Here is a 22,752-nt window from a genome sequence, read left to right as displayed (position 1 = left end):
ATGATTTTCATCGTAGTTAAATTCAACGTTAAGCCGGACTGGAGCGACCGTTGGCTCGACCTCACCCGGGACTTCACTGAAGCCACCCGCGCCGAGCCAGGCAATCTGTGGTTCGACTGGTCGCGCAGCGTGGACAATCCGAACGAGTTTTTGCTGGTGGAAGCCTTCCAGGACGACGCCGCGGGCGACCACGTCAACAGCGACCACTTCCAGCAGGCGATGAAGGATATGCCGCAGGCCCTGGTGGAAACTCCGCACATCATCAGCGAGAAGATTTCGGCAAACGGCTGGAACCGGATGGGCGAACTCAGCGTCAACTAAAGAGCGTGCACAACGCGCAGGCGTGAGCACCGACAAAGCTCGGGGCTCACGCTTCGACGCGTCATCCAGCTGTGTTCCAAGTGGCATAAGCCGGTGACACCGGACAAGATAGCCTTATGGGACGCAACGACGCACTCGGAGGCATGGCTTCGGTCCAGAAGGCGTTTGCCCTGCTTGACGTTGTTGCCTCGGATCGGCGCGGGCTGACCGCCAAGGAGATCGCAGCGAAACTGGATATGCCGTTGCCGACCGTGTACCGCCTTCTCAAGCTGCTGGTCGGATCCGAGCACCTCGTCCATCTCAAGAAGGAAAGCCGATACGCGCTTGGGTATAAACTGCACGCGCTGGACACCTCTCTCCGGCGGCAGATCGGTACCCCATCGGCGGTTGCGCGGCTCATCCTCGAACTTCACGCGCGCGGTGACGCTGCGGCGTACTACGCCGTCCACCGGGGCGACCACATCGTCGTCGCGCATGTTGTCGACTCGCCCAGGCGGCCTCGCATTACGCCGATGGGGTTTGGCTTCAATGACGCTGCCCACGCGACGGCCTTCGGGAAGATTCTTCTGGCCGGTATGGAACCGGCAGAGCGTGCCACGCTCCTGCGCCGGCAGGGCCTGCCTGCCATGACGTCCCAGACTATCGGCACCCTTGACGACCTCGATTCCGAACTTGAGCGCGTCCGTGAAGGGGGCATCGCCGTCGAACGTGAGGAGTTCATCGAGGGGGCGTCATGCATCGCGGCGCCCGTGCGCAATGCGGCGGGGCAGATTGTCGGTTCGGTAGCGGTGTCCATGGATGCCGGCGAGTTCGATGCCCGCTCGGCGAAGCTCGCGGTTCTGCTGCGGGACACAGCTGACCGGGTCAGCCGGGCGCTGCGTGCAACGTCAGTGTTACCGCACGGGCAGTGAGGGGCTCCCAACGCTGACAGCCGGAAACTGGCGGCACGCTCCCCAAGTGGGGGGTCGGGGGAGCGCACCGCCAGGGTTCAGGGGGCCGGACGTCAGATGGCGGCCGAGGCCATCTGCTGTGCCATGTAGTCGGCCTGGCGGATCGCCAGCGCCACAATCGTCAGCGTCGGATTGGCGGCGGCTCCGGTGGTGAACTGGGAGCCGTCCGAGACGAACAGGTTCTTCACATCGTGGGTCTGGCCGAACCCATTGACCACACCGTCTTCCGGCCGGGCACTCATCCGCGCGGTGCCCATGTTGTGGGTCGCTGGGTAGGGCGGCGTGTGGTGCGAGGACAGGGCACCCACCGCCTCGTACAGCAGTGATGCCTGCTGGTACCCATGGTTGCGCATCGCGGTGTCGTTCTCGTGGTCGTCGAAGTGTACGTTCGGCACCGGCAGCCCCAGCCTGTCGGTGACCGCGGTGTTCAGCGTCACCCGGTTGGTCTCCTGTGGCATGTCCTCACCCACGATCCAGAGCCCGGCCGTGTTCTCGTAGTCATCGAGGAGCGACGCGAAGCCCGGACCCCAGGCTCCCGGATCCACAAAGCTGGCGAGGAACGCTGGACCGAGGGCGATGGTCTCCAGGTAGTAGCCGCCGGCGAAGCCCCGGTCGACGTCGTGCCGGGACTCATCTGCGACGAGGCCGGCCATGGTCTCTCCCCGGTACATGTGTACCGGCTTGTCGAACTTCGCATAGACGGAGCCGGTGGTGTGGCGCATGTAGTTGCGGCCCAGCTGTCCCGAGGAGTTCGCGAGACCGTCCGGGAACATCGGCGAACCCGAAAGCATCAGCAGGCGCGGCGTCTCAATCGCGTTGCCGGCCACCGCGACAATCCGGGCGCGCTGGCGCTGCAGGTTTCCATCACCGTCTACGTAGAGAACGCTGTCCACGAGCCCCTCAGCGGTATGCGTGATCTGAACGGCGTGGCTGTTGGGCCGGAGGTCGAGTTTCCCGGTCCTGAGCGCCTTGGGAATCTCGGAGACCAGGATGGACCACTTGGACTTGTTCTTGTCACCCTGGAAGTTGAAGCCGTCCTGGATTGATGCGGGCCGGCCGTCATAGGGTTCCGCGTTGGTGCCGTACGGTCCGGTGGCATAGTGGCGGTAGCCGATGCGCTCGGCGCCGGCGGCGAGCACCTTGTAGTTGTTGTTCGCGGGCAGCGCCGGCCTCCCATGGCGATGCGTGCTGCCGATCTTCAGTTCTGCCCTGTCGTAATACGGCGCGAGGTCGTCAAGCGTGATCGGCCAGTCCAGCAGGTTGGCGCCGTCGATCCGCCCGTAGGCGGTGCGGGTCTTGAACTCGTGGGCCTTGAAGCGAGGGGTGGCGCCGGACCAGTGCGTGGTGGTCCCGCCGACCGCCTTCACGAGCCACGCGGGCAGGTTCGGGAAATCGCGGGCAATCCGCCACGAACCTGACGTGGTGCGCGGATCCAGCCAGGCCATCTGGTTGAAGGCCTCCCACTCGTTGTTGTGGTAATCCTCGTTGGTCAGGTGGCCGCCCGCCTCCAGGAGAACCACCTTCACACCCTTTTCAGTGAGTTCGTGGGCGAGCGTGCCGCCACCGGCGCCGGAACCGATGATGACGACGACGTCGGCGTCGTCCTGGTCGAAACGGGCGGATTCGGCGGTGGTCATGATGCTGTGTTCCCTTCGTTGACTGTGTCGGAACCCTTGAAGAGGTCCGAAAACTGCTCGTCGGAGGGCACGCCCCCGGTCTGGCCTGCCGGCTCAGCCCTGTCAGGCGCCTGCTGGGCAATGTCGTACGGCAACGGGCCGATCTCCGTCAGGTCCTCGTCGCTCTCCTCGATCCGCGGCTCAGGCAGCCAGTCGAGGTCGTTGAAACCGCGGTTGATGTAGCCGCCCCTGGAGAAGGACTCGCCCTCGTAACCGAGGACGTCCCAGACTTCCGGATCGTCGTAGAAATTCAGGACGGTGGTGCGCCGGATGAAACCGAAGAAGTCCAGGTCGCTGATGCGCTTGAGCACGGCGAGCGCGCGGTCGTCCGGAAGGTCCAGGAAATGCTCCTCTGTGAGCGAGTCAAGGGTGAGCAGGCCTTGGGTCAGCGCCACCCGGAACCACGTGGACGCCTGCGCCTCCGACACGATTTTCTCGGTCATGCGTTCGTACGGCCCGTCGGGAACCGCAGGATGCGGAAAGGCCACGCGGATGATGCGCGTGAGCGTTCGCCGTGCCTCCTCCGATAGCTGCAGCTCATTGAGCGCCGAATACTTTGCGGGATACGCCATGGGAATCACCCTTCGGGTTCAGATGCGGTACTTGGTGGCAGTTACTTGTTGAGATGGGGGACGAGGATGCCGCGGCCCACGAGGGCGCCGCTGTCGAGGTCGTGCATGGCCTGGACCGCATCCTCGAGGTCGTATTTCCGGGTGTGGAGCGTCACCTTGCCCTGGGCTGTGAGTGTCATCAGCTCAACGAGGTCGGTGTAGGTGCCCACCAGATTTCCGACGACGTTGATCTCCCGCGAGATGATCTCGATCGTGTCGATGTTCACCGCTCCGCCGTACCCGATGCTGTAGTAGCTGCCGCGGTTGCGCAGCGCTGTGACGCCGAGCGATTCCGTGCCGTGCTCGCCGACGAAGTCAAACACCACGTGTGCGCCGCCGTCCGTGATGTCGAGCAGCCGGCCGGCGTCGCCGTTGCCGTCGGAGGAGGCATTGACGGTATGGTCCGCGCCCAGCGAGACGGCCAGTTCGAGCGCATCGGGTGAGCGGTCGACGACGGTAACGGTCGCCGCAGTGAGGGCCTTCAGGGACTGGATTCCAATGTGGCCGAGGCCGCCGCTGCCGATGACCACGGCATGGGATCCGGGAGGCAGCTGCTGCACCGCCTTGCGTACCGCGTGGTAGGCGGTGAGGCCGGCGTCGGCAAGGGCGGCGATGTCGGCCGGCTGGAGCGAGGAATCGAGCTTGACCACTGAGCGGGCGTTGGTCCGCATGAATTCCGCCATACCGCCGTCGACGTTGAGGCCTGGAAAGGTCGCATTCCCGCAGTGGGAGTCCTGGCCTTCACGGCAGGCCAGACACAGCCCGCACGTGACCAGCGGGTGCATGATCACGGTATCGCCGGCGCTGACGTTACTGACGGCGCTACCGACCTCCCGTACCCAGCCGGCGTTCTCGTGCCCGAGGATGTAAGGAAGCGATGGGTGCTGAATGTGATCCCACTGGCCTTCAATGACGTGGAGGTCTGTCCGGCACAGCCCCGCGGCACCGACCTCCACGATCACGTCCCAGGGGCCGACGACCGTGGGCTCGTCGACGTCATCGAGATGTGGATCTTCCCGATACTGGTGCACGCGGACAGCTCTCATGGTCCTCCCTCGACAGTGAAGCGGTGCTGACTTCGAGTGTGAGGCGGGTCACGGAGCATTCAAAGAAGCGTTATCGCGTGGTGAGAAAGCCGGTAGGGTCGAGGCATTCGGTCTGTTCGGCAACGGTTGGACACAGGAGTGCCTGATGCACAGCAGCAACGACAACCCGCGGCAGGGAAGCTCCCACTCGCAGGTCCTCATTATCGGCGGCGGAAACGCGGGAATCTCTCTCGCGGCGCGTTTGAAGCGTTACCGGGTGACGGGAATCGCCGTCGTTGACCCATCGGAGCAGCACCAGTACCAGCCGTTCTTCTCCCACATCGCCGGGGGTACCGCCAAGGCGGAGTCTGCGGTCCGTGCGCAGGAATCCGTGATGCCCAAAGGCGTCACCTGGCACCGGGATTCGGCAACGGCCATTGACCCGGCCGCGAAGACCGTCGCCCTCGCCTCGGGCCGCAGCCTCACGTATGAACACCTCGTGGTGTGTCCCGGGATCCAGAAGAACTGGGACGGCATCCCCGGCCTGCAGGATGCCTATGATTCCCCCTACGGCGCGACGAACTACAGCCTCGACCTCGCGGTCAAAGCATGGCGGCTGCTAAGCAACCTGCGTTCCGGAACGGCGATCTTCACCATGCCGGACGGGCCCATCACCTGCGGCGGAGCAGCGCAGAAACCGATGTACCTCGCGTGCGACTACTGGCGCTCGCAGGGCGTCCTCGACAACATCCGGGTGATCCTCGCCGTGCCTACACAGACCGTCTACGGCGTCGACGTCGTTGACCAGGAACTGAACCGGAAAATCGCCGAGTATGGGATCGAGCTGCGCTGCAGCACCGAGCTCACCGCCGTCGACGCCGACAACCGCACGGCCACTCTCCGCAACAACGCGCACGGCACGGAAGAACAACTCCGGTATGACGTCCTCCACGCCGCACCGCCGCAGTCCGCTCCGGACTGGATCAGTGCCACCGGACTGGCCGACGACGACGGTTTCGTCGCCGTGGATAAGAAGACTCTCCGACACATCACCCACCAGACCGTATGGTCACTCGGTGACGCCGCAGGTACACCGAACTCGAAGTCCGGTGCGGCTCTGCGTCAGCAGACCAAGGTTCTGGCGAAGAACATCAAAGCGGTCCTCAAGGGCGGCGGGCCGAGCCGGAAGTACAACGGTTACGGGGCCTGTCCCTTCACTGTCAGCCGTTCTACAGTGGTGCTTGCCGAGTGTCGATGACACCCTCACGCCCAAGCCCTCCGTCCCCGGTTGGAAGGGCCTGGCGAAGGAGAAGCGCCTCACCTGGCTGGTGGAGCGGTACGGGTTCATCCGGCTGTACTGGTACGCCATCCTGAAGGGCCGGGCGTAGGCTTACCTCCCACTTCTGAGTACCAACTCACAGAGCCCCAGAGCCAGAGAGGACCAGCATGTCCAACCAGATCACCGTCACCCGCACCTTTGCCGCGCCGAGGGAACGCGTCTTCGCGGCGTGGACCGATCCGGCGGATTTCGCCGTCTGGTTCGGGAGTTCGCAGGTAACCGTACCGCGCGATTCGCTTGTCCTGGACGTCCGCCCCGGCGGCAGCTGGCAGGCCGTGATGGAACTGCCCGATGGCAACACCATCAACTGGGAAGGCCGGTACACCGAGGTCACCCCGCCCGAACGGCTGGGCCTCACCATCACCGACCAGCCCGGCACAGAGCCCGGAGCACCGATCAGCGTTACGTTCGCGGAGGTCGAGGGAGGCACGCAGATGACCCTCGTGCAGGACGCCCCGGAGTTCACCGAGGACCAGCGGGAACAGACCGCCGCAGGCTACCAGGCGTTCTTCGACGACATGGAGGCGCTGGTGGTCTCCTGAGCAGGGACACTGGCTTGCCGCATCTTTCATGTCGAGGGGGAGCGGTGGTGCTTTAAAAAAGTGACTGCACTGCACTCATTGCATGCAACGAGTGCAGTGCAGCCACTTTTCGGGAAAGGTGCAGCTGCCCCTGTGTCTCAGAGACGGCGCCCGCGGTACACGGTATCGGCCACGGGTAGGGTCGCGCCGTCGGGTCCGCTGGCCTCCCGCGAACGCGCCTCGATCACACCATGCTCCCAACCGTCGTCGAGCAACGCCGCAATGTCCTCCGCCGTGAAGTACAGGTCCGGCAGGTCCGGCCGTGGTGCCGGGCCGTGCAGGTCCGACGGGTGGTGCCCGACAATCAGCAGCGTCCCGCCCGGCGCGACGGCGCGTGCCAGGTTCCGGAACAACGGCTCCCGTTGCGTCGTGGGCAGGTGCATGTACTGGGCGCTTACCAGGTCGTAGAACCCCGACGGCGGCTCCCACACCGTGAGGTCGTGATGTTCCCACCGGACCGGGTGAACGCCTTCATTGCCTGGCCGATGCTCGCGCTCGTGCTCAGCGGCCCGTTCGAGGGCCACCGAGGAAATGTCGACGCCGGTGACCTCCCAGCCGCGCGCGGCAAGCCAGAGCGCGTCGGCGCCTTCGCCGCAGCCGACGTCAAGCGCCCTGCCGGGCGGCAGACCATCGATCTCCGCGACCAGTTGCGGGTTCGACCGCCCGCTCCAGATCCGCTTCCCGCCGTAGCGGGCGTTCCAGAAGGCCTCGTCAAAGGCGCGTGGTTCGTGCCCGTGGTGTTGGTGCTGGGTGTGCATCAGGAAACCTCCGCTCCTATCCTGCTCTCCGGGCCGGAGGCGTGGGAAGAGGAACGGCGATATACCGCGAGGTCTTCCTGAAGTTCCTCGGCCATCAGGTGGTTGTTGATCGCCACGGCGGCGGTCGACCCGGAAGCCGCAGACGGCAGGACCTGCAGCATCAGGTTCGCGACATTGCCGGCAGCCCAGACCCCGTCCACCGCGGTGGCGCCCATCTCATCCACGGCAAGGTGCTCACCGACTCCCATCGGATGCTGGACCGGTTCAAGCCCCAGGCCCGCGAAGATCCCGGTGTTGGCGACGAAGCGGGGCGCAACGGCGAGGGCATCCACCGGAACCACCCCGCCGCCGGTGAGCTGCACGCCGCTCAGTCTCCCGTCGTCGTCGTTGCGGGTCAGTACCCGCGTTACCGCCCCCTCCAGGACGGTGACACCCCGGGCGGCCAGCTGCTCGCGCTCATCGTGGCCCGGGTTGACCGTGTTGTTCAGGAAGAGCGTGATGCGGGTGCTCCACTGGCGGAAGAGCAGGGCCTGATGCACCGACATGGCGCTGGTGCCGAGGATGCCGATGTGCCGGTCGCGGACCTCCCAGCCGTGGCAGAACGGGCAGTGCAGCACCTCCTTGCCCCACCGCTCGCGAAGGCCGGGGATGTCCGGCAGTACGTCCGTGAGCCCGGTGGCCAGCAGGAGTCGGCGCGAGCGGAGCGCTGTACCGTCAGCGAGCGTGGTGCGGAAGCGGTACCGCGGTTCACCGGCAGGAACAGCATTGACGGCGGTGCCGGGAATGATGACCCCGCCGTAGGACTGGACGTCCAGGCGTCCGGCGGCCGCCAACTCCGGCGGGTCCATGCCCTCGCGGGTGAGGAAGCCGTGCACGCCTGCGGCTGGGGCGTTGCGGGGAGCGCCCGCATCGATCACGGCGACACTACGGCGGGTACGCCCCAGCATGAGCGCAGCGCTGAGGCCGGCAGCTCCGCCGCCGATGACGACGACGTCGAAAGAGGAAGATTCAGGTTTCATCGTCCCAGCATGGAAGCCAGACTCAACGTCGGCAACAAAGTTTGCTGATCTGGCAAAATGGACAGCATGACACATGAAATCGGCGAAGCACTCGCGAGCGTGGGACCCCGTCTGAAGGCGCTGAGGGTGAAGCGGGACGTGACGCTGCAGTCGCTGTCCGAGGCGACGGGAATTTCGGTGAGCACGCTGTCCCGCCTGGAATCCGGGCAGCGGAAACCGAACCTCGAGCTGCTCCTGCCGCTCGCCAAGGCGCATCAGGTGCCACTGGATGAACTCGTGGGAGCTCCGACGACGGGTGATCCCCGCGTGCATCTCCGCCCCATCGACATGGGGCGGGGAACCGTGGTGCCGCTTACCCGCCGTCCCGGCGGCATTCAGGCCTACAAGCACGTGCTGCACGCGGACATGCCGCTCGAGGAACCGGACCTCAAGGTCCACGAGGGGTACGAGTGGCTGTACGTGCTGAATGGGAACCTGCGAATGGTGCTGGGTGACCTCGACCTGGTGCTGCCCGCCGGTGAGGTGGTGGAGTTCGACACGCGCGTACCGCACTGGTTCGGGAAAGCGGACCGTGCCGCTGTGGAGTTCCTCAGCCTGTTCGGGCGCCAGGGTGAACGGATGCACCTTCGGGCCCGGACAACCTGACGCCCATCAGGCGGACAACCTGATGCCCAGCAGGCGGCGGGCTGACGCCCCGCGAGGCAGGGAGGCTGACGCCCCGCCAATCCGCGGGCCGGGTGAGTCGCCAGGCGGAAGCTTGACGCCCCGCTAGATGGAAGGCTGCGCCAGCCGGGTAATGCGGGCGCAGCAGTAGGGCCCGTCGGGATCAGGAGTCACCGCATGCTCCGCATCGCCGCTGCCCTCGAGTGCACCGGTCAGCAGGGCTCCGTTCAGCCCGCACACCACCTCGGCATGGCTGCGAGACAGGCGGTGGAACGGGCAGTTGTGCAGCAGGAAGCCGCCCTCTCCATCCGGATAAGGTTCGTACCCGGTCCCGTCGAGTACCCCCTCCATGCTGCCGGCTTCCACTCCCAGGCGGTGTCCGGCGTCGTAGGCGGTTTGGGTCAGCGCCTGCTCGATGGCGGTGTTGTCCCGGATGGACGTATCAATCGCGGCCGCCATCAACTCCGCAGCAAGGTCATAGCGCCGGTCAGGGATAGACGCCGCCACTTCCGCCTGTGCGAGCCGGTACAGCTTCGCCGGGCGGCCGGATCCCGGACCACTGCGTTCGCCAAGCTTGCGGAACTCCACGGTGAGGAGGCCCGCGTCCACGAGCTTCTCCAGATGGAACAGCAGCGTGCTGGCCGCAATGCCCGTGAGTTCCGCCAGCTGGTTCCGGGTCAGCGCGTCCCCGCTGCGCTGGAGCGCCTGGTACACGTCGCGGCGCACGGGATCACCCAGCGCCGCCACCGACTCCAGCCGCACGGTGAGGTTCGCGCTGAGGTGGGGTGGTGCGCCTGAGCTGCCGGGACCGGTGCCGGCGGACCGGGCCGAATCGCCTTCAACGTCGGACATATGCCGAGCCTATCTCCCGTCCTGCACACCATTGACTTCTTCAGTGTGCGCTTCTAAAGTCAAGATTACAACATTTAGAAAGAGGGTTGCCATGTCATCGCATTCAGAGGTTGCCCTCCGCCTGTTGGAGGAGGACATCGAGCCCGACGTCGCTGGTGCCATCGACCTGCCGGCCGCCCGGTCCGCGGTGGCTGACCTGCTCCGCGCACTCGGCCGGGATGTGAATGATCCGCACCTCAGTGATACGCCGCGGCGGGTGGCGGGCGCCTTCGAGGAGATGCTCACCCCGCGCGCCACGTCCTGGACCACCTTTCCCAACGACGAGGGGTACAGCGACCTGGTGCTCGTGCGGGATATCCCGTTCAACTCGCTGTGCCAGCATCACCTGCTGCCGTTCCGGGGAATCGCGCATATCGGGTACCTGCCGGGTGCGCGGTTGCTCGGGCTGTCCAAGCTTGCCCGCGCCCTGGAGCAGTTCTCCCGCGACCTTCAGGTCCAGGAACGGCTCACCAAGCAGGTTGCGGACTGGCTCTCAGACCTGCTGAATCCGCGCGGCGTCGGCGTGGTCCTCGAAGCCGAGCACCTGTGCATGTCCCTGCGCGGAGTCCAGAGCGCGGGCACCACCACCCGGACCTCAACGTTCTACGGCGAGCTTGCCGTCGCCGGCCCGCTGCGGGACCAGTTCCCCAACTGAAAACCCTCCCGAGGAAGAGAGAACTTCTCATGGACAGCAACGAAGCAATGGTGATCGTCGGCGCGGGGCTGGCGGGAGCGACGGCGGCAGCCACCCTGAGGGAGGAGGGCTACGCCGGTCCCGTGGTCCTGCTGGGGGCGGAAGGCCAGGTGCCCTACCTGCGCCCGCCGCTGTCGAAAGGGTTCCTCGCGGGCAAGGAGAGCGAGGAATCGCTCCTGCCCTACCCGGAGCAGTGGTACCGGGAGAACGACGTCGAACTCCTCACCTCGGATGCCGCGGTCAGCGTCGATCCGGCCTCGCACACCGTCGCCTTGGCCGGCGGCCGCTCGCTTCGGTACGGCAAGCTCCTCCTCGCCACCGGGGCCGTTCCCCGGCGGCTGGACATTCCCGGCGCGGACCTCGAGGGAGTGCACTATTTCCGCACAAAGACCGATAGCCAGTGGCTGCATTCCGAGCTCGCCGGCGGCGGGAAGAAGCTGGTGCTCATTGGCTCGGGGTGGATCGGCATGGAGGTCGCGGCTACAGCACGGGAACTGGGAAACGAGGTCACCCTGCTGGGACGCGAGGACATCCCGCTCAGTGCAGCCATCGGACGCGACCTCGGAAAGGTATTCCTTGACCGCCATCTGGAAGCCGGCGTCCGGTTCAGGCTCCCGTCTGAGGCGGCGGAAATCCGAAGTGACGGCGCAGGGCGCGTCACCGCCGTCGTCACTGATACCGGGGAGACGCTGCCCACGGACCTCGTAGTCATCGCGGTGGGTGTGCTGCCGCAGACGGCCCTTGCAGAGTCGGCCGGGCTGACCGTCACCAACGGAATCCAGGTTGATTCGGCCCTGCGCACCAGCGCCGAAGACATTTTCGCGGCCGGCGATGTAGCCAACGTGCTGCATCCGGTCACCCGCCGTTACACCCGCAGCGAGCACTGGGCCAACGCCATTGCCGGCGGCAAGGTGGCCGCCAGGTCGATGCTCGGACAGAACGCCGTGCTGGACGACATCCCCTACTTCTACACCGACCAGTTTGACCTCGGGATGGAGTACTCCGGGTACGGTGCACTTACTGCAGACGCCGCCCTGGTGGTGCGCGGCAGTCTTGAGAGCCGCGAGTTCGTCGCGTTCTGGCTCCTGAAGGAACGGGTGGTCGCCGGCATGAACGTGAATGTGTGGGACGTCCAGGAGGACATCCAGGAGCTCATCCGGAGCGAAAGGACAGTGGACCGGAAAGCACTCGCGGACCCCGAACGCGCTCTGGGTTCCCTCTAGTCTTATTACCCCGACGCCCGGACCCAGCCCGCCGCGGGACAACGGACCGGTAATGTGGGAACAGATGTAACGGCGGCGCGGAGGAAAAGCACATGAGCGTTCAGGGCGGGCTCTACCGTCATGACCTTCCCCTCCGCGAGATCGTCGGCAACGAGATCCGCACCCGCATCTTCAACGGAACGTTTCCGCCCGGCACCCGGCTCGTGGAGCGGGATCTCGCCACCGAGTTCGACGTCTCGAGGTTTCCGGTCCGCGAGGCCATCCGGATCCTGCACCGGGAAGGACTGGTGGAGACCCTGCCTACCCGCGGCATTGTGGTCAAACGGTTGCAGCGGAAGGAAGTCGAGGAGATCTTCGATATCCGGGAGGCGCTGGAGGGTCTGGCCTCAAAGCTGGCAGCGGAACGGGTGGCCGCCGGAGAGCCCAACAACCTGCAGGCTTACGTCGAGCAGTCCCGGGAGGCACTCGCCAAGGGGGATCTCGAGGCCGCCCGCACGGCAAACTCGGAGTTTCATGATGCCATCATCGAGGCCTCGGGCAGCGCCACCCTGCATGACATCCTCACGCCGCTGATGGGCCGGCTGCACTGGCTTTTCGGGCAGGTGTCCAACCTCGACGCCGTCTGCAACGAGCACAAGCACCTGTGTGCGGCCATCAACTCCGGCGACCCGCACGCCGCAGCCGAAGAGGCGCGGCACCACGTCCAGTCCTACCGGGACCAGACGCTGCAGCACCTCTTCGGCTGACAGCACTTGACAGTGTTATACGGCGGGCGGACCGCTACAGCAGCAGGCGCCCCCACCGCTGGTCCAGGCCGGATGCGCCGGCCATCGTGAGGGTCTTCCACAGCGTCACCGCCACCGAATCCAGGACGGGAAGCCCCGTCTCTGACTCGACCTGCTTCACCACGGGCGCACCGTAAAGGTTGGTGCACAGGTAGATCAGGGCGTCGGGCCGGTCTTCCCGCAAGGCGAGGTCCCGGGACGGCTCCAGCAGGTCCGACGGCGGCACCCGCCCAAAGGACTCGTTGACCGACAGTCCCAGGTGCCGTTCGGACACCACGTCGATACCCTCCTGCGAGTATCGCTCCGTGATCGCCCGGTTGACGTCAGCGGTGTACGGAGTGATGAGCCCGATCCGCGACGCCCCGAACGCCTTGAGGGCGTCCAGGTAGGCGAGCGTCGAGGTGGTCGCGGGGACGCCGGTCTCCGCGGTGATCTGCCGGACCATCTCGCGGTCCGCGTCCGGGCCCAGCCAGGAGCCGGCGGTCCCGTTCCAGGCGATCACGTCAACGTCGGCCGTCTGCAGCAGGCGTGCCGCCGCCACCATCGTGGAATGGTCAAACTGGCGGTTGGAGCCGTCGTCCAGCGCAATCCGCGTGACTTCCACCCGGGTGAAGTGGACGGTGACGTCGGTGCGCTCGCCGAGGATCCGGTAGGTCTGCGGCTCAAGGCACGTGTTCGACGACGGGACAATCATCCCGATGCGCACCGGCCGCGAGGTTTCGCCCAGCTCATAGGTGTTGTTCGGCTCAGACATGGATCAGTTCCTCCTGGGTGCTGCCCTGCATTTCGCGCGGACCGAGCCGCCTGATGAATCTGCCCACCGGACCGGGATCGCTGAACATGCCGCCGTCGAGCACTATGCGCCCGCCGGAGATCACGGTCGAGGGCCAGCCGGCCAGTTCCAGCCCGTGAAAGGGGGAGAAGTCGGTGCCCATGTGGAGGGCGCCGCCGTCGACGGTCCGCGTTTCGGCGGGATCGAAGAGCACAATGTCCGCGTCATAGCCCGGCGCGAGCACCCCCTTACCGCTGAGCCCGTTAATCCGTGCCGGCGCGGCCGCAAACACGTCCACGAACTGCTGCAGCGGCATCCCGCGGTCCCTGACCAGGGCCGTGAATGTGGCCGGCATCCGTGTCTCAACCCCGGGAAGGCCGTGCGGCATGAACCGGATGTCGTCCTTTCGGGACCTTTTCTGGGAGAGGTCGTAGCAGGAGTGGTCCGAGGACACCGTGTCGATGCCGCCCGCGAGGACCCGGTCCACCAGCGCATCCACCGCTTCCCGGCTGCGCATCGGCGGACAGCAGGCGAACCGCTCGGGGAAGCCCGAGCCGTACACGCTTTCATCCAGCACCAGGTAGTGCGGGCACGTCTCCGAGTACGCACTGACTCCGCGTGAGCGAGCCTCCTGCACCAGCTCCACGGCACCCGACACCGTCTGGTGCACAAAGTACACGGGCGCTCCGGTGTACTCGGCCATGGCCAGGACTTCCCGGACGGAGGCCGTCTCCGCCAACTCCGGCCGGGTGAGGTGCAGGTGCTCGATGCCGGTCAGGCCGGCGTCGGCGTGCTGCTGGGTGCAGTCGGCGATGATGGCGTCATGCTCGGCGTGGATGTACGTCAGCCCGTCCAGGCGCACCATTTCCTTCATGACGCGCAGGATGGTGTCCTCACCCGCCATGGTGGTTCCCCGGTTGGTGGTGTACATCTTGACCGATCGGATGCCGAGCTCGGCCAGGCGGTCCAGCTGGGCGGGAACCGTCTCGTCCCACTCCACCACCGACCCGTGAAGCGCGACGTCGCAGCGCGCCACCTGCGCCAGCCGCAGCTTGTTCTCGGCCGCCTCGAGCGGGCTCTCATCCGCGGATGCAGGGATGCCGAAGTCGATGACCGTCGTCGTCCCTCCCCACAGCGCCGCGATGGTGGCGGACTCGAACGTGTCCAGGGACGGGTAGGAGCCGGTGACCTGCTGGATGTGGCAGTGGCCGTCCACCCCGCCGGGGATGGCGGTGCGGCCTGCCGCGTCGAGAGTCCTTCGGGCGTCCGGCAGCAGGTCCGGGGGAGTGCCGCCGTCGTAAATTGCGGTGATGCGCCCGTCCAGGAGGCCGATGTGGCCGGTGACGGTATGGGTGGCGTTCACGATGACGGCGTTGGTGATGAGCAGGTCCAGTGTCATGCCGGACCACCATCCTTTCGGTGGAGTTCATGTCCGCGGGCAAGCGCGCGGGTGATTGCTTCGGAGAGGCCGGCGTTCGGTTTGGGCGGCGGCGGCGCGAAGCTGCCGGCGCGGTGGGTCCCGCCGCCCAGGGCGACGAGCACCTCGGCCTGCTTCACGCCGGCCGAGATGCCGTCCACCACGGGTACCGGAATCTTTCCGCCGATGCCGCGTGCCAGTCCGGCGAGGGGCGCACCGGCGAGGATGACGACGTCGGCCCCGTCCTCCTGCACCACCTGGTTCGAGAGCTCGAGCAGGTGCGGAGTGAAGTCCTCCTGGACGGAGCCGATGCCGGTGAGCGGATCGGTCAGGGAGCGGATGGAAGCCAGCCGCCCCCCGAGACCGTTCCGTTCCACGCACTCCCGGTACCACGCCGTGATCCGGTGGGAGATCGCCACAATCGAGAACCGTGTTCCCTGCAGCGCCGCTGTATAGAGCGCAGCCTCGGTGATGCCTACCACCGGGATGTCCACGAATTCCTTGAGCGCGGGCATCCCGGGGTCGCCGAAAGCAGCGACGACGACGGCGTCCACGTTGCCGTGTTCCTCCGCGATCACCTGCGCAACGGCCCCGGCCGCGAGCAGCGACTCCATCCGGGTTTCGATGTACTCCACACCGAAGGGTGCGGTGCGCAGGATGATCTCGGTTCCGGGAGACGCTGCCCGCTGGGCTTCGGCAAGGATCAGCGCGGAGACGCTCTCGCTGATGTTCGGATTGATGACCAGGAGTTTCATGGTGTGTTCCCTAGACCGGCAGGCGGCGGCTGTAGTCGAGCGTCACCACGGAAGCGAACATCACAAGCGCGGCGCCCACGAAGTAGAGCAGTGCCCAGGTGTACCCGCCGGTGGCTCCGACAATGAAGCCGATGGCCATCGGGGTGACAAAGCCGTTGACGTTGCCGGCGAGGTTCATGGCGCCGCCCAGGACGCCGGCGTTGCCGCGTCCGCCCAGGAGGGAGGGGATGCTCCAGAAGAGGCCCACCCAGCGCAGGAAGAACAGCACCACGGAAAGGAGCACGACGGCGGTGATCGGGTCACTGACGAGGGTGACACCGACCAGCCCGGCGACCACCACGAGGCTTGAGAAGCCGAGCAGCGTGCGCATGACCTTGTTGGCCGAAGCGCCCTTGGCGCGCCAGGCGTCGGCGATGTTTCCGCCGAGGATTTCGCCCACGAAGCCCGCACCGAAGATGACGAATGTTCCCCAGCCGACTCCGGCGAGGTTGAAGCCCTTGGCCTCGGAGAGGTAGAGCGGGCCCCAGGTGAGCAGGCCGTAGAACACGCCGTTGAAGCCGAACCAGCCGAAGCACATGGCCCAGAAGGACTTGAACTTCAGGTAGGGGAGCAGGCCGCGCTTGCCGGGGGCTCCGGCAGCAGCTGCCTTGGCGTCCTCTTCTGCGTGGGAGGCTTCGATCAGATCGACCTCGGCCTGGTTGATGCTGCGGTGCTGGCGGGGGGTGTCGCGGATGTACCACCAGGCGAGGAAACCGAAGAGCGCGGTGGCGATGCCGGCAGCGACGAAAGCGCCGCGCCAGCCCCCGGTGAGGCCGATCAGGCCGGCGATCGCGATGCCGCCGATGCCTGCTCCCAGAGGAGCTCCGGCGTCGAGGATGGTGGCTCCGCGGCCGCGTTCACCGGTTGCCATCCACTGGCCGTTGAGCTTGCCGCCCGCGGGCATGATGGCCGCTTCGGTGACGCCGATGAGCGCCCGGGCGGTGAACAGGCTGGCGAAGTTCCACGCCAGACCGGAAGCGGCGGTGGCAAGGCCCCAGCCCACGCAGGAGCCCGTGACCATTTTGCGGGCGCCGAGGCGGTCAACCAGCCAGCCGCCGGGAACCTGCATGAGCGCGTAGGCGAAGAAGAATGCGGAGAGAAGCACGCCGATGGACTCCGGGGAGAGGTTGAACTCTTCCTGGATGAGCGGCATGGCCACGGAGATGGACCCGCGGTCCACGTAGTTGAGGGTGACGAGGATGAGGAGGAGGACGAAGAGCTTCCAGCGGACCTTCGTGGGCTTTTTGCTCTCGGTGGACCGGCGGGCGTCATCCCCGGAGGTGTCGGTCGAATCCCGCGGTGGAAGGTCCATCGTCGAGGTCAGATGGTCATCATTGGCCATGGTGTGAATTCCTTAGAACGTGCGAACGGGAGTTGGGTGCCGCTCCGCCTCAACAGACTCGTGGTCCAGCGGGTACACCGGTACTACTTGGGATCCCAAATATGACTGTAGGCGTGACGCAGCGCACCTGTCAACGGAATTTAGGGAAAAACTTTCTCATATCAAAACGATAGTTCCATAATATGGAATCAGCTGGCGGTGCGGAGACCCTTTTCCAGCCTGAAGGCGACGGCGGCCGCAACGGCGCCGGCCGCCGCGACACCGGCCGCGATCGCCCAGCCCACGCCGTCGTCGTAGGCGGCAAACAGCAGGCCAAATACCAGCGGAGCCACGGTTCCGCCCACGTAGGTCCCCGTCTGGGTAATGCCGGTGGCCTGTGCGGTGAAGGGGTGCGCGGTATGGGAGACCACGTAGTGCACAAGGCCGTTCCAGCCCCACCCGAGGCCGAAGGCAACGACGGCGCCGATTCCATACGCGAGCGGATTACCGGATGCCATGCCGATCAAGCCCAGGCAGCCGGCGCCGATCATCAGGGCGACGGTGGCCATGGACCCGCCGATCCCGCGGTCGGCGAGGACGCCCACCAGCGGCCGGGCGAGGATGCCGGCGGCGCTTGCGCCACCCAGCAGCAGGCCGGCGGCGGCGGGATTGAATCCGGTTTCGACGGCGGAAGCCACGGTGAACGCGCCGACCACGTTCGCCTGACCGGAGCCCAGGGCGCCGGCGACGGCGGTGGCGAAGAGGAACGGGCGAAGCCGTTTGGGCAGTGGGGCGCGGGGCGCGCGGCCGGCTTTCGTCGTCGTCGTGGGTGCCCGGCGCGGCAGGCCGCGGAGGAGGATGGGAACCAGTGCGACGGCGAGAAGCGCGGTCGCTGCGAAGGTCCACTGCCAGCCGATGGTGAGCGCGAAGATGGGCACCGAGAGACCGGCGGTGAGCGTGGCGGTGGGGATGGCGGCCTGCTTCAGCCCGAATGAGAAGGCGCGGTTGCGGGGGCCCACCTGGTCCACAATGAGGCCGTTGGAGAGCGGATGGCTCAGTGCGTTGGCGGCGCCGGCGATGCTCAGCCAGAGAATGAGGAACGGCCAGTGCGGCGTGAAGACGGCGATGCCGACCATGGCCGTGAAGCCGAGGCCGACGGTGAGCAGCATGCCCCGGCGGAGCCCCAGCGCGCTGGCGATGAACCCGGCCGGTGCCGACAGGAGCGCGGACACCGCCCAGAAGGACGCAACGCACAGGCCAAGGGCCGCGGCCGTCATCCCGAGGTCACCCTCGAGCTGGACGGCGAGGCCGCCCACCAGGAACGCGGGGAGGACGGCCACCACGGTGGTCAGGGCCGCAATGCCGGTGGCCCGCTGGCCGGGGTGTTTCTGGTTCACTGGTTCGCCGCCGTCGTTGATTGCCTCACTGAACGAGTTTAGGACGCGTGCGCATCGGTTTGTGCCAGGAGGGGGCGGCCGCCGCTGCGGACATGGGACAGCAGGCCACCGGCGACGAGGACGGCACGCTCGCCCGGCGAGAAGTCCAGCGTGAGCGTCACCCGTGTGCCGCCGTCGACCGTGGCTGTGACGGAGGTGGCACCGCCTGCCACGGCCTCACGCAGTCCCGCGATCATCCAGCGCTGCCCGACGGCAGCGTCGGCGTCCGCGGCAATCAGGGCCGGCACAATGCCGGCGGCGATCAGGTTCCGACGGTGGATCCGCGCATAGCTGCGCGCCGCCACCAGGCGGATGCCCAGAAAGAGCGGGATCAGCGCCGCATGTTCGCGTGAGGAACCTTGCCCGTAGTTTTCGCCGCCGACGATGACGCCGCCGCCCTCTGTGCGGGCGCGGTCGTGGAACTGCGGATCGAGCCGGTTGAACATGAACCGGGCGCAGGCCTCGATGTTGGACCAGACTGACATGGCGATGGCCCCGTCGGGTGCCATGTCACCGGTGGAGATGTCGTCCCCGACGACAATGAGCACCGGGGCGTCGAGATCCGCCGGGAGGGGTTCCGGCTGCGGCGGCGGGACGAGGTTGGGGCCGCGCTCGATCTCGATACCGCTGCGGACGGAGGCGGGCAGAACCCCCGCAATGTGCACGTCGTGGACGCCGGGATTCGGGGCGGCGGCAGGCCGCAGCTCACCGAGGCTGACCGTGGAGGCATCGACGATGGCGCCTTCCAGCGCGCTGGCCGCCGCCGTCGACGGCGAACACAGGTAGACGCTGTCCGCGGCCGTGCCGCTGCGGCCGGGAAAGTTGCGGTTGAACGTGCGCAGGGACGCCTGCCCCGCGGTCGGCGCCTGGCCGATCCCGACACAGGGCCCGCAGACCGGCTCCAGCATGCGGGCACCTGCCTCCATCAGGTCGCCGTAGACACCGGACGCGATGATGGTCTGGAGGATCTGCCGGGAACCCGGCGTGACCGTGAGCTGAACGGCGGGGTGCACGGTGTGGCCCTTGAGGATGGCAGCGACCGTCGCGAGATCCTCATACGAGCTGTTGACCGAGGATCCGACGCAGACCTGCACCACCTCGGTCCGCGGCAGTTCCGAGACGGCGACGACGTTCCCGGGGGAGTGCGGCACGGCCACCAGCGGCACCAGCGAGGAGAGGTCAATTTGTTCGACGTCGTCGTACGCGGCGCCGTCATCTGCGGCCAGCGGCGTGAACTCGTCCTCCCGCTGCTGTGCGCGCAGCCAGCCACGCGTCTGCTCGTCGGAGGGGAAGACGGCCGTGGCGGCACCGGTTTCGATGATCATGTTGCAGATCGTGGCCCGCGCCGAGACGGTCAGCGACGCGACTCCGTGCCCGTGGAACTCGAAGACTTTCCCGCGCCCGCCGCGCACGTCGTGGCGGCGCAGGAGCTCCAGCACCACGTCCTTCGCCTCGGTGATGGACCCCAGTTTCCCGGTCAGTTCCACACCGACGACGGCGGGGCACACAAAGTCGAATCCGTAGCCGGCCATGGCAACGGCCACTTCCAGGCCACCGGCGCCCAGCGCGAACATGCCGAGCGCTCCGGCTGTTGAGGTGTGCGAGTCGGCGCCGACCAGCACCCCGCCGGGCCGGGCGAAGTGCTCAAGGTGGATGTAGTGCGAGATCCCGTGCCCGGCGGGGGAGTACCGCAGGCCGTAACGTGCCGAGAAAGTCCTCAGGTAGTGATGGTCCTGCATGTTCTTGTCATCGATCTGCAGGACGTTGTGGTCGACGTACATGACGGCCAGCGGAACAGCCACGGAATCGACGCCGAGCATCTCGAACTGCATCGCGGTCATCGTCCCCGTGGCGTCTTCGATGAGGACCTGGTCCACGGCGATGGTGATGTCGGTGCCGGGCGTCAGCTCACCGGAAACAAGGTGGCTGGCGAGGAGCTTCTGGGTCAGGTTCTGGGTCATGGGAATCCTCCGGGGCTGGACAGACAACTGCGGCCCGTCCTTTTCAGAACGGGCCGCAGTGGTGGTGGACTATTCGACGAACTCGTTGGTGTAGGTTTCCTCGAGGTTGATCTCGGCATCGCCGACCTCGGGGTTCGCCACCCGCTGGGTCTTCAGGACCGCTTCCACGCCTGCCTCGGTGAAGACGCCGTCCTTGCTGAGCGCCGGCTTCATCTCCTCGATGACCTTGGCGTACTGTTCGGGATCGCCGCCGGCGAAGGATTCGGGCATTTCTGCGGCGATCTCCTCACCGGAATGGTCGGCGATGAACTGCAGCGTTTTCTTGATGGCGTTGGCAAGCTTCTGCGCGGACTCAGGGTTCTCCTCAAGCCATGCGGACGTGGCGTACAGGCTCGACGACGGCCAGGCATCCGTACCGAAGACTTCCTGCAGGCCCTCCGGGGTGCGGACATCCTCGATGATGGTCGGTTCCGTGCCCAGGCGCTTGCCGAGGACTGTGACGTCCGGCTCAAGCATGACGGCGGCGTCCACCTGGCCCTGCTCGACGGCGGCGACGGCGGAGGAGCCGGCTCCGATAGCCGACACCGCGGCGTCGTCGAGCGCCATTCCGTTCTCGGAGAGCAGGTACTTCACGAACATGTCCGTGGAGGAGCCCGGGGAGGTCACGCCCACGTTCTTGCCCTTGAGGTCAGCCACGGACTTGATGGTGTCCTTGTTCTTCTCGGCAACCACGAGGACCAGCCCGGAGGAGAGGTTCATGTTGACGAACCCCTTGATCGGCTGGTTTTTGGCCTGCATCTGGATGGTGTGTTCGTAGTAGCCGCTGGTGACATCGGTGCTGCCGCCGATCATCGCCGTCAGCGCCTTCGAGCCGCCCTGGAGGTCCTGGAGATCGACGTCGAGGCCCTCTTCCTCGTAGTAGCCCAGTTCCTGGGCAAGCGTGGTGGGCAGGTAGGTGAGCAGGGTCTGGCCTCCGACGCCGATGGTGACGGTCTCGCCGCCGGCCTCGCCGCCGCCGTCGTTCCCTTCCTGCCCCGGAGGTGCGGACTGTGGGGCGCCGCACGCAGACAGGGCAAGGGCAAGACCGGCGACGACGGCGAGGGGCTTGGTGAGGGATGTGCGGCGACCTTGCCGGCGGGTGGAGCTGAACATGGAAGTCCCTTTCGGACGGATGGGCTGGGTGAGGAAGGAGGTTAGGAGGCCTGCTGCGGCGGGCGCCAGCGCAGGAGGTGGCGTTCAACGCGGTTGACGCCCAGATCGATGATGAGCACCACGAACATGAGGATGAACATGCCGGCGAAGACGCCTTCGGTGTCGAACACGCCCTGCGCCTGGGCGATGGCGTAACCGACACCGGCGGACGCGCCGAGGTATTCACCGACCACCGCACCGGTAATGGCGAAGCCGACGCTGATGTGGAGGCTGGAGAAAATCCACGTCAGGGCGCTGGGGATGAAGACGTGGCGGAGGAGCTGCTTTTCGGAGGCTCCGAGCATCTTGGCGTTGTCCACCAGGACGCGGTCCACGCTCTTGACGCCTTCAAGGGTGTTGAAGAAGACAATGAAGAACACCAGGGTGAAGCCGAAGGCCACCTTGGACCAGATGCCGAGACCGAACCAGAGCAGGAAGATCGGCGCCAGCACAACGCGGGGGAGCGCGTTGAACATCTGCAGGAAGGGGTCGAAGAGCCGTTCGAGAAGGCGTACGCGGGCCAGGAGGAAGCCGAGGATCAGGCCGGCTGCGGCGCCGGTGATGAAGGCGAGGATGGCCTCCTGCAGGGTGACCCAGAGGTGCGGGAACACAAAGCCGGTGGAGATCCAGACCCACACGGTGTCCAGGATGTCGGACGGGAGCGGGAAGAAGAACGGGTCAATGACACCGATCCGGCACAGGAGCTCCCAGGATCCCAGCACGCCCACGGCGAGCGCCAGCTGTCCCATCCTGATGGAGAAGTTCGACGTCTCGGCCCGCTTGCGCCTGGGCTTCTGCGCCGCGGCGGGACTGATGTTCTTCTCAACGTTTTTCGATGCTGGTGCCACGGTCATGCTGCGTCGCTCTCTTCTTCTTCCCGGGCGGATTCATAGGTTCTGGAGACTTCAACCTTCAGGCGGCCCCAGATCTCGCGGTGGAGGTCCACGAACTTGGGGTCGTCGCGGATGTCGAGGAGGTCGCGGGGGCGCGGAATGTCGATGTCGTAGCTGCCGACGACGGTGCTGCCCGGTCCCGCACCGAGGATGATCACCTCATCGGAGAGGGCAATGGCCTCATCCAGGTCATGGGTGATGAAGACGACGGCCTTGTTCGATTCCTGCCAGAGCTCAAGGAGTTCGTTCTCCATGATCTGCCGGGTCTGGACGTCGAGGGCGGAGAAAGGCTCGTCCATGAGCAGGATGTCCGGGTTGACGATCCAGGCCTGCGCCACGGCGGTGCGCTTGCGCATGCCGCCGGAAAGCTGGTGCGGATACCGGTCGGCGAAGTTCTTCAGGCCCACCTTCTCGAGCCAGCGGCGGGTGAG

Annotated in this window: 22 protein-coding genes and 1 pseudogene; 8 read left to right on the top strand and 15 right to left on the bottom strand. The window is 66.4% G+C overall.

Going from position 1 to position 22,752, the window contains the following annotated elements:
* Together X803_RS0106940 and X803_RS0106935 are read left to right on the top strand one after the other, a co-directional pair.
* Positions 1 to 321, top strand: coding sequence for a putative quinol monooxygenase (locus tag X803_RS0106940; protein WP_026544582.1), 321 nt, complete (start codon positions 1 to 3; stop codon positions 319 to 321).
* Positions 322 to 437: 116 nt separating this feature from the next.
* Complete coding sequence (locus X803_RS0106935) at positions 438 to 1,232, top strand: IclR family transcriptional regulator (protein ID WP_026544581.1); 795 nt, start codon at positions 438 to 440, stop codon at positions 1,230 to 1,232.
* Between the two features lie 92 nt (positions 1,233 to 1,324).
* Here the strand turns inward: X803_RS0106935 and X803_RS0106930 are convergent, their stop codons facing one another.
* The 3 genes from X803_RS0106930 to X803_RS0106920 are packed head-to-tail and all read right to left on the bottom strand — an operon-like array spanning position 1,325 to position 4,604.
* Entirely contained in the window at positions 1,325 to 2,908 is a 1,584-nt protein-coding gene (locus X803_RS0106930) for a GMC family oxidoreductase (RefSeq protein WP_026544580.1), read from the bottom strand.
* Positions 2,905 to 3,519 (bottom strand): hypothetical protein, encoded by a 615-nt coding sequence (locus X803_RS18355; RefSeq protein WP_035778176.1) that lies wholly within the window; start codon positions 3,517 to 3,519, stop codon positions 2,905 to 2,907. Before X803_RS18355 ends, X803_RS0106930 begins: the two co-directional genes overlap by 4 nt.
* A gap of 41 nt (positions 3,520 to 3,560) precedes the next feature.
* On the bottom strand, positions 3,561 to 4,604 hold the full coding sequence (locus tag X803_RS0106920; RefSeq protein WP_026544579.1) for an NAD(P)-dependent alcohol dehydrogenase: 1,044 nt from the start codon (positions 4,602 to 4,604) through the stop codon (positions 3,561 to 3,563).
* 145 nt (positions 4,605 to 4,749) lie between these two features.
* Between X803_RS0106920 and X803_RS18350 the strand changes: the two are divergent.
* Positions 4,750 to 5,971 (top strand): annotated as a pseudogene (locus tag X803_RS18350) (FAD/NAD(P)-binding oxidoreductase).
* Positions 5,972 to 6,029: 58 nt separating this feature from the next.
* Positions 6,030 to 6,464, top strand: coding sequence for an SRPBCC family protein (locus X803_RS0106910; protein ID WP_026544578.1), 435 nt, complete (start codon positions 6,030 to 6,032; stop codon positions 6,462 to 6,464).
* 137 nt (positions 6,465 to 6,601) lie between these two features.
* On the opposite strand, the gene X803_RS0106905 is transcribed toward X803_RS0106910, so the two are convergent.
* Both X803_RS0106905 and X803_RS18345 read right to left on the bottom strand, forming a co-directional pair.
* Positions 6,602 to 7,261: a class I SAM-dependent methyltransferase gene (locus tag X803_RS0106905; protein WP_026544577.1), complete on the bottom strand. Its 660-nt coding sequence runs from the start codon at positions 7,259 to 7,261 to the stop codon at positions 6,602 to 6,604.
* Positions 7,261 to 8,280 carry an NAD(P)/FAD-dependent oxidoreductase gene (locus X803_RS18345; RefSeq protein WP_051470545.1) on the bottom strand — a complete coding sequence of 340 codons (1,020 nt, stop codon included), beginning with the start codon at positions 8,278 to 8,280 and terminating at the stop codon, positions 7,261 to 7,263. The genes X803_RS0106905 and X803_RS18345 overlap by 1 nt, the downstream gene beginning before the upstream one ends.
* A gap of 66 nt (positions 8,281 to 8,346) precedes the next feature.
* Here X803_RS18345 and X803_RS0106895 point away from each other — a divergent pair, with 66 nt between their 5' ends.
* Positions 8,347 to 8,925: a helix-turn-helix domain-containing protein gene (locus tag X803_RS0106895; RefSeq protein ID WP_026544576.1), complete on the top strand. Its 579-nt coding sequence runs from the start codon at positions 8,347 to 8,349 to the stop codon at positions 8,923 to 8,925.
* A gap of 123 nt (positions 8,926 to 9,048) precedes the next feature.
* Here the strand turns inward: X803_RS0106895 and X803_RS0106890 are convergent, their stop codons facing one another.
* Complete coding sequence (locus X803_RS0106890) at positions 9,049 to 9,795, bottom strand: helix-turn-helix transcriptional regulator (RefSeq protein ID WP_084033497.1); 747 nt, start codon at positions 9,793 to 9,795, stop codon at positions 9,049 to 9,051.
* A 91-nt stretch (positions 9,796 to 9,886) separates the two neighbouring features.
* Between X803_RS0106890 and folE the strand changes: the two genes are divergently transcribed.
* The 3 genes from folE to X803_RS0106875 all read left to right on the top strand — a co-directional run bounded on the left by folE (position 9,887) and on the right by X803_RS0106875 (position 12,497).
* Positions 9,887 to 10,489 (top strand): GTP cyclohydrolase I, encoded by a 603-nt coding sequence (folE, locus tag X803_RS18340; RefSeq protein WP_084033495.1) that lies wholly within the window; start codon positions 9,887 to 9,889, stop codon positions 10,487 to 10,489.
* A gap of 29 nt (positions 10,490 to 10,518) precedes the next feature.
* Positions 10,519 to 11,751: an NAD(P)/FAD-dependent oxidoreductase gene (locus X803_RS0106880; protein WP_026544574.1), complete on the top strand. Its 1,233-nt coding sequence runs from the start codon at positions 10,519 to 10,521 to the stop codon at positions 11,749 to 11,751.
* 92 nt (positions 11,752 to 11,843) lie between these two features.
* On the top strand, positions 11,844 to 12,497 hold the full coding sequence (locus X803_RS0106875) for a GntR family transcriptional regulator (protein ID WP_035778173.1): 654 nt from the start codon (positions 11,844 to 11,846) through the stop codon (positions 12,495 to 12,497).
* Positions 12,498 to 12,531: 34 nt separating this feature from the next.
* Here X803_RS0106875 and X803_RS0106870 read toward each other — a convergent pair whose 3' ends face one another.
* From X803_RS0106870 to X803_RS18320, 9 genes are all read right to left on the bottom strand, one after another.
* The gene (locus tag X803_RS0106870; protein ID WP_253907406.1) at positions 12,532 to 13,290 is read right to left on the bottom strand and encodes a maleate cis-trans isomerase family protein; all 759 of its coding nucleotides are present in this window, start codon (positions 13,288 to 13,290) and stop codon (positions 12,532 to 12,534) included.
* A complete protein-coding gene (locus tag X803_RS0106865; RefSeq protein ID WP_026544571.1) occupies positions 13,283 to 14,707 on the bottom strand; it encodes a dihydroorotase in 1,425 nt (474 codons plus the stop codon). Before X803_RS0106865 ends, X803_RS0106870 begins: the two co-directional genes overlap by 8 nt.
* Entirely contained in the window at positions 14,704 to 15,480 is a 777-nt protein-coding gene (locus tag X803_RS18335) for an aspartate/glutamate racemase family protein (protein ID WP_051470544.1), read from the bottom strand. The genes X803_RS0106865 and X803_RS18335 overlap by 4 nt, the downstream gene beginning before the upstream one ends.
* 10 nt (positions 15,481 to 15,490) lie before the next feature.
* Positions 15,491 to 16,861, bottom strand: a complete 1,371-nt coding sequence (locus X803_RS0106855; protein ID WP_253907405.1) for an MFS transporter — start codon at positions 16,859 to 16,861, stop codon at positions 15,491 to 15,493.
* Positions 16,862 to 17,049: 188 nt separating this feature from the next.
* The gene (locus X803_RS18330) at positions 17,050 to 18,237 is read right to left on the bottom strand and encodes an MFS transporter (protein ID WP_051470543.1); all 1,188 of its coding nucleotides are present in this window, start codon (positions 18,235 to 18,237) and stop codon (positions 17,050 to 17,052) included.
* 38 nt (positions 18,238 to 18,275) lie between these two features.
* Positions 18,276 to 20,237: an aconitate hydratase gene (locus tag X803_RS0106845; RefSeq protein WP_026544569.1), complete on the bottom strand. Its 1,962-nt coding sequence runs from the start codon at positions 20,235 to 20,237 to the stop codon at positions 18,276 to 18,278.
* 69 nt (positions 20,238 to 20,306) lie between these two features.
* Positions 20,307 to 21,389, bottom strand: coding sequence for an ABC transporter substrate-binding protein (locus tag X803_RS18325; protein WP_051470542.1), 1,083 nt, complete (start codon positions 21,387 to 21,389; stop codon positions 20,307 to 20,309).
* Positions 21,390 to 21,430: 41 nt separating this feature from the next.
* The gene (locus X803_RS0106835) at positions 21,431 to 22,282 is read right to left on the bottom strand and encodes an ABC transporter permease (RefSeq protein WP_216699039.1); all 852 of its coding nucleotides are present in this window, start codon (positions 22,280 to 22,282) and stop codon (positions 21,431 to 21,433) included.
* On the bottom strand, positions 22,279 to 22,752 hold a 474-nt coding region (locus X803_RS18320), incomplete at its 5' end, for an ABC transporter ATP-binding protein (RefSeq protein ID WP_156930004.1). The genes X803_RS0106835 and X803_RS18320, both read right to left, overlap by 4 nt.

The sequence above is a fragment of the Arthrobacter sp. 35/47 genome (genome assembly GCF_000520475.1).
Classification (GTDB): Bacteria; Actinomycetota; Actinomycetes; order Actinomycetales; family Micrococcaceae; genus Arthrobacter_D; species Arthrobacter_D subterraneus.
Note: the sequence above shows the minus strand (reverse complement) of the source record. Positions and strands in the feature narration are given on the sequence as shown.

Excerpts from the sequence above, each read along its gene's own strand:
- X803_RS0106895 (WP_026544576.1), top strand. The coding sequence starts at position 8,347 with ATGACACATGAAATCGGCGAAGCACTCGCGAGCGTGGGACCCCGTCTG.
- X803_RS0106910 (WP_026544578.1), top strand. The coding sequence starts at position 6,030 with ATGTCCAACCAGATCACCGTCACCCGCACCTTTGCCGCGCCGAGGGAA.
- X803_RS18345 (WP_051470545.1), bottom strand. The coding sequence starts at position 8,280 with ATGAAACCTGAATCTTCCTCTTTCGACGTCGTCGTCATCGGCGGCGGA.
- X803_RS0106905 (WP_026544577.1), bottom strand. The coding sequence starts at position 7,261 with ATGCACACCCAGCACCAACACCACGGGCACGAACCACGCGCCTTTGAC.
- X803_RS18325 (WP_051470542.1), bottom strand. The coding sequence starts at position 21,389 with ATGTTCAGCTCCACCCGCCGGCAAGGTCGCCGCACATCCCTCACCAAG.
- X803_RS0106930 (WP_026544580.1), bottom strand. The coding sequence starts at position 2,908 with ATGACCACCGCCGAATCCGCCCGTTTCGACCAGGACGACGCCGACGTC.
- X803_RS0106875 (WP_035778173.1), top strand. The coding sequence starts at position 11,844 with ATGAGCGTTCAGGGCGGGCTCTACCGTCATGACCTTCCCCTCCGCGAG.
- X803_RS0106870 (WP_253907406.1), bottom strand. The coding sequence starts at position 13,290 with ATGTCTGAGCCGAACAACACCTATGAGCTGGGCGAAACCTCGCGGCCG.
- folE (WP_084033495.1), top strand. The coding sequence starts at position 9,887 with ATGTCATCGCATTCAGAGGTTGCCCTCCGCCTGTTGGAGGAGGACATC.
- X803_RS0106935 (WP_026544581.1), top strand. The coding sequence starts at position 438 with ATGGGACGCAACGACGCACTCGGAGGCATGGCTTCGGTCCAGAAGGCG.
- X803_RS0106855 (WP_253907405.1), bottom strand. The coding sequence starts at position 16,861 with ATGGCCAATGATGACCATCTGACCTCGACGATGGACCTTCCACCGCGG.
- X803_RS0106920 (WP_026544579.1), bottom strand. The coding sequence starts at position 4,604 with ATGAGAGCTGTCCGCGTGCACCAGTATCGGGAAGATCCACATCTCGAT.
- X803_RS0106835 (WP_216699039.1), bottom strand. The coding sequence starts at position 22,282 with ATGACCGTGGCACCAGCATCGAAAAACGTTGAGAAGAACATCAGTCCC.
- X803_RS0106880 (WP_026544574.1), top strand. The coding sequence starts at position 10,519 with ATGGACAGCAACGAAGCAATGGTGATCGTCGGCGCGGGGCTGGCGGGA.
- X803_RS0106940 (WP_026544582.1), top strand. The coding sequence starts at position 1 with ATGATTTTCATCGTAGTTAAATTCAACGTTAAGCCGGACTGGAGCGAC.
- X803_RS18355 (WP_035778176.1), bottom strand. The coding sequence starts at position 3,519 with ATGGCGTATCCCGCAAAGTATTCGGCGCTCAATGAGCTGCAGCTATCG.
- X803_RS0106845 (WP_026544569.1), bottom strand. The coding sequence starts at position 20,237 with ATGACCCAGAACCTGACCCAGAAGCTCCTCGCCAGCCACCTTGTTTCC.
- X803_RS0106865 (WP_026544571.1), bottom strand. The coding sequence starts at position 14,707 with ATGACACTGGACCTGCTCATCACCAACGCCGTCATCGTGAACGCCACC.
- X803_RS18335 (WP_051470544.1), bottom strand. The coding sequence starts at position 15,480 with ATGAAACTCCTGGTCATCAATCCGAACATCAGCGAGAGCGTCTCCGCG.
- X803_RS0106890 (WP_084033497.1), bottom strand. The coding sequence starts at position 9,795 with ATGTCCGACGTTGAAGGCGATTCGGCCCGGTCCGCCGGCACCGGTCCC.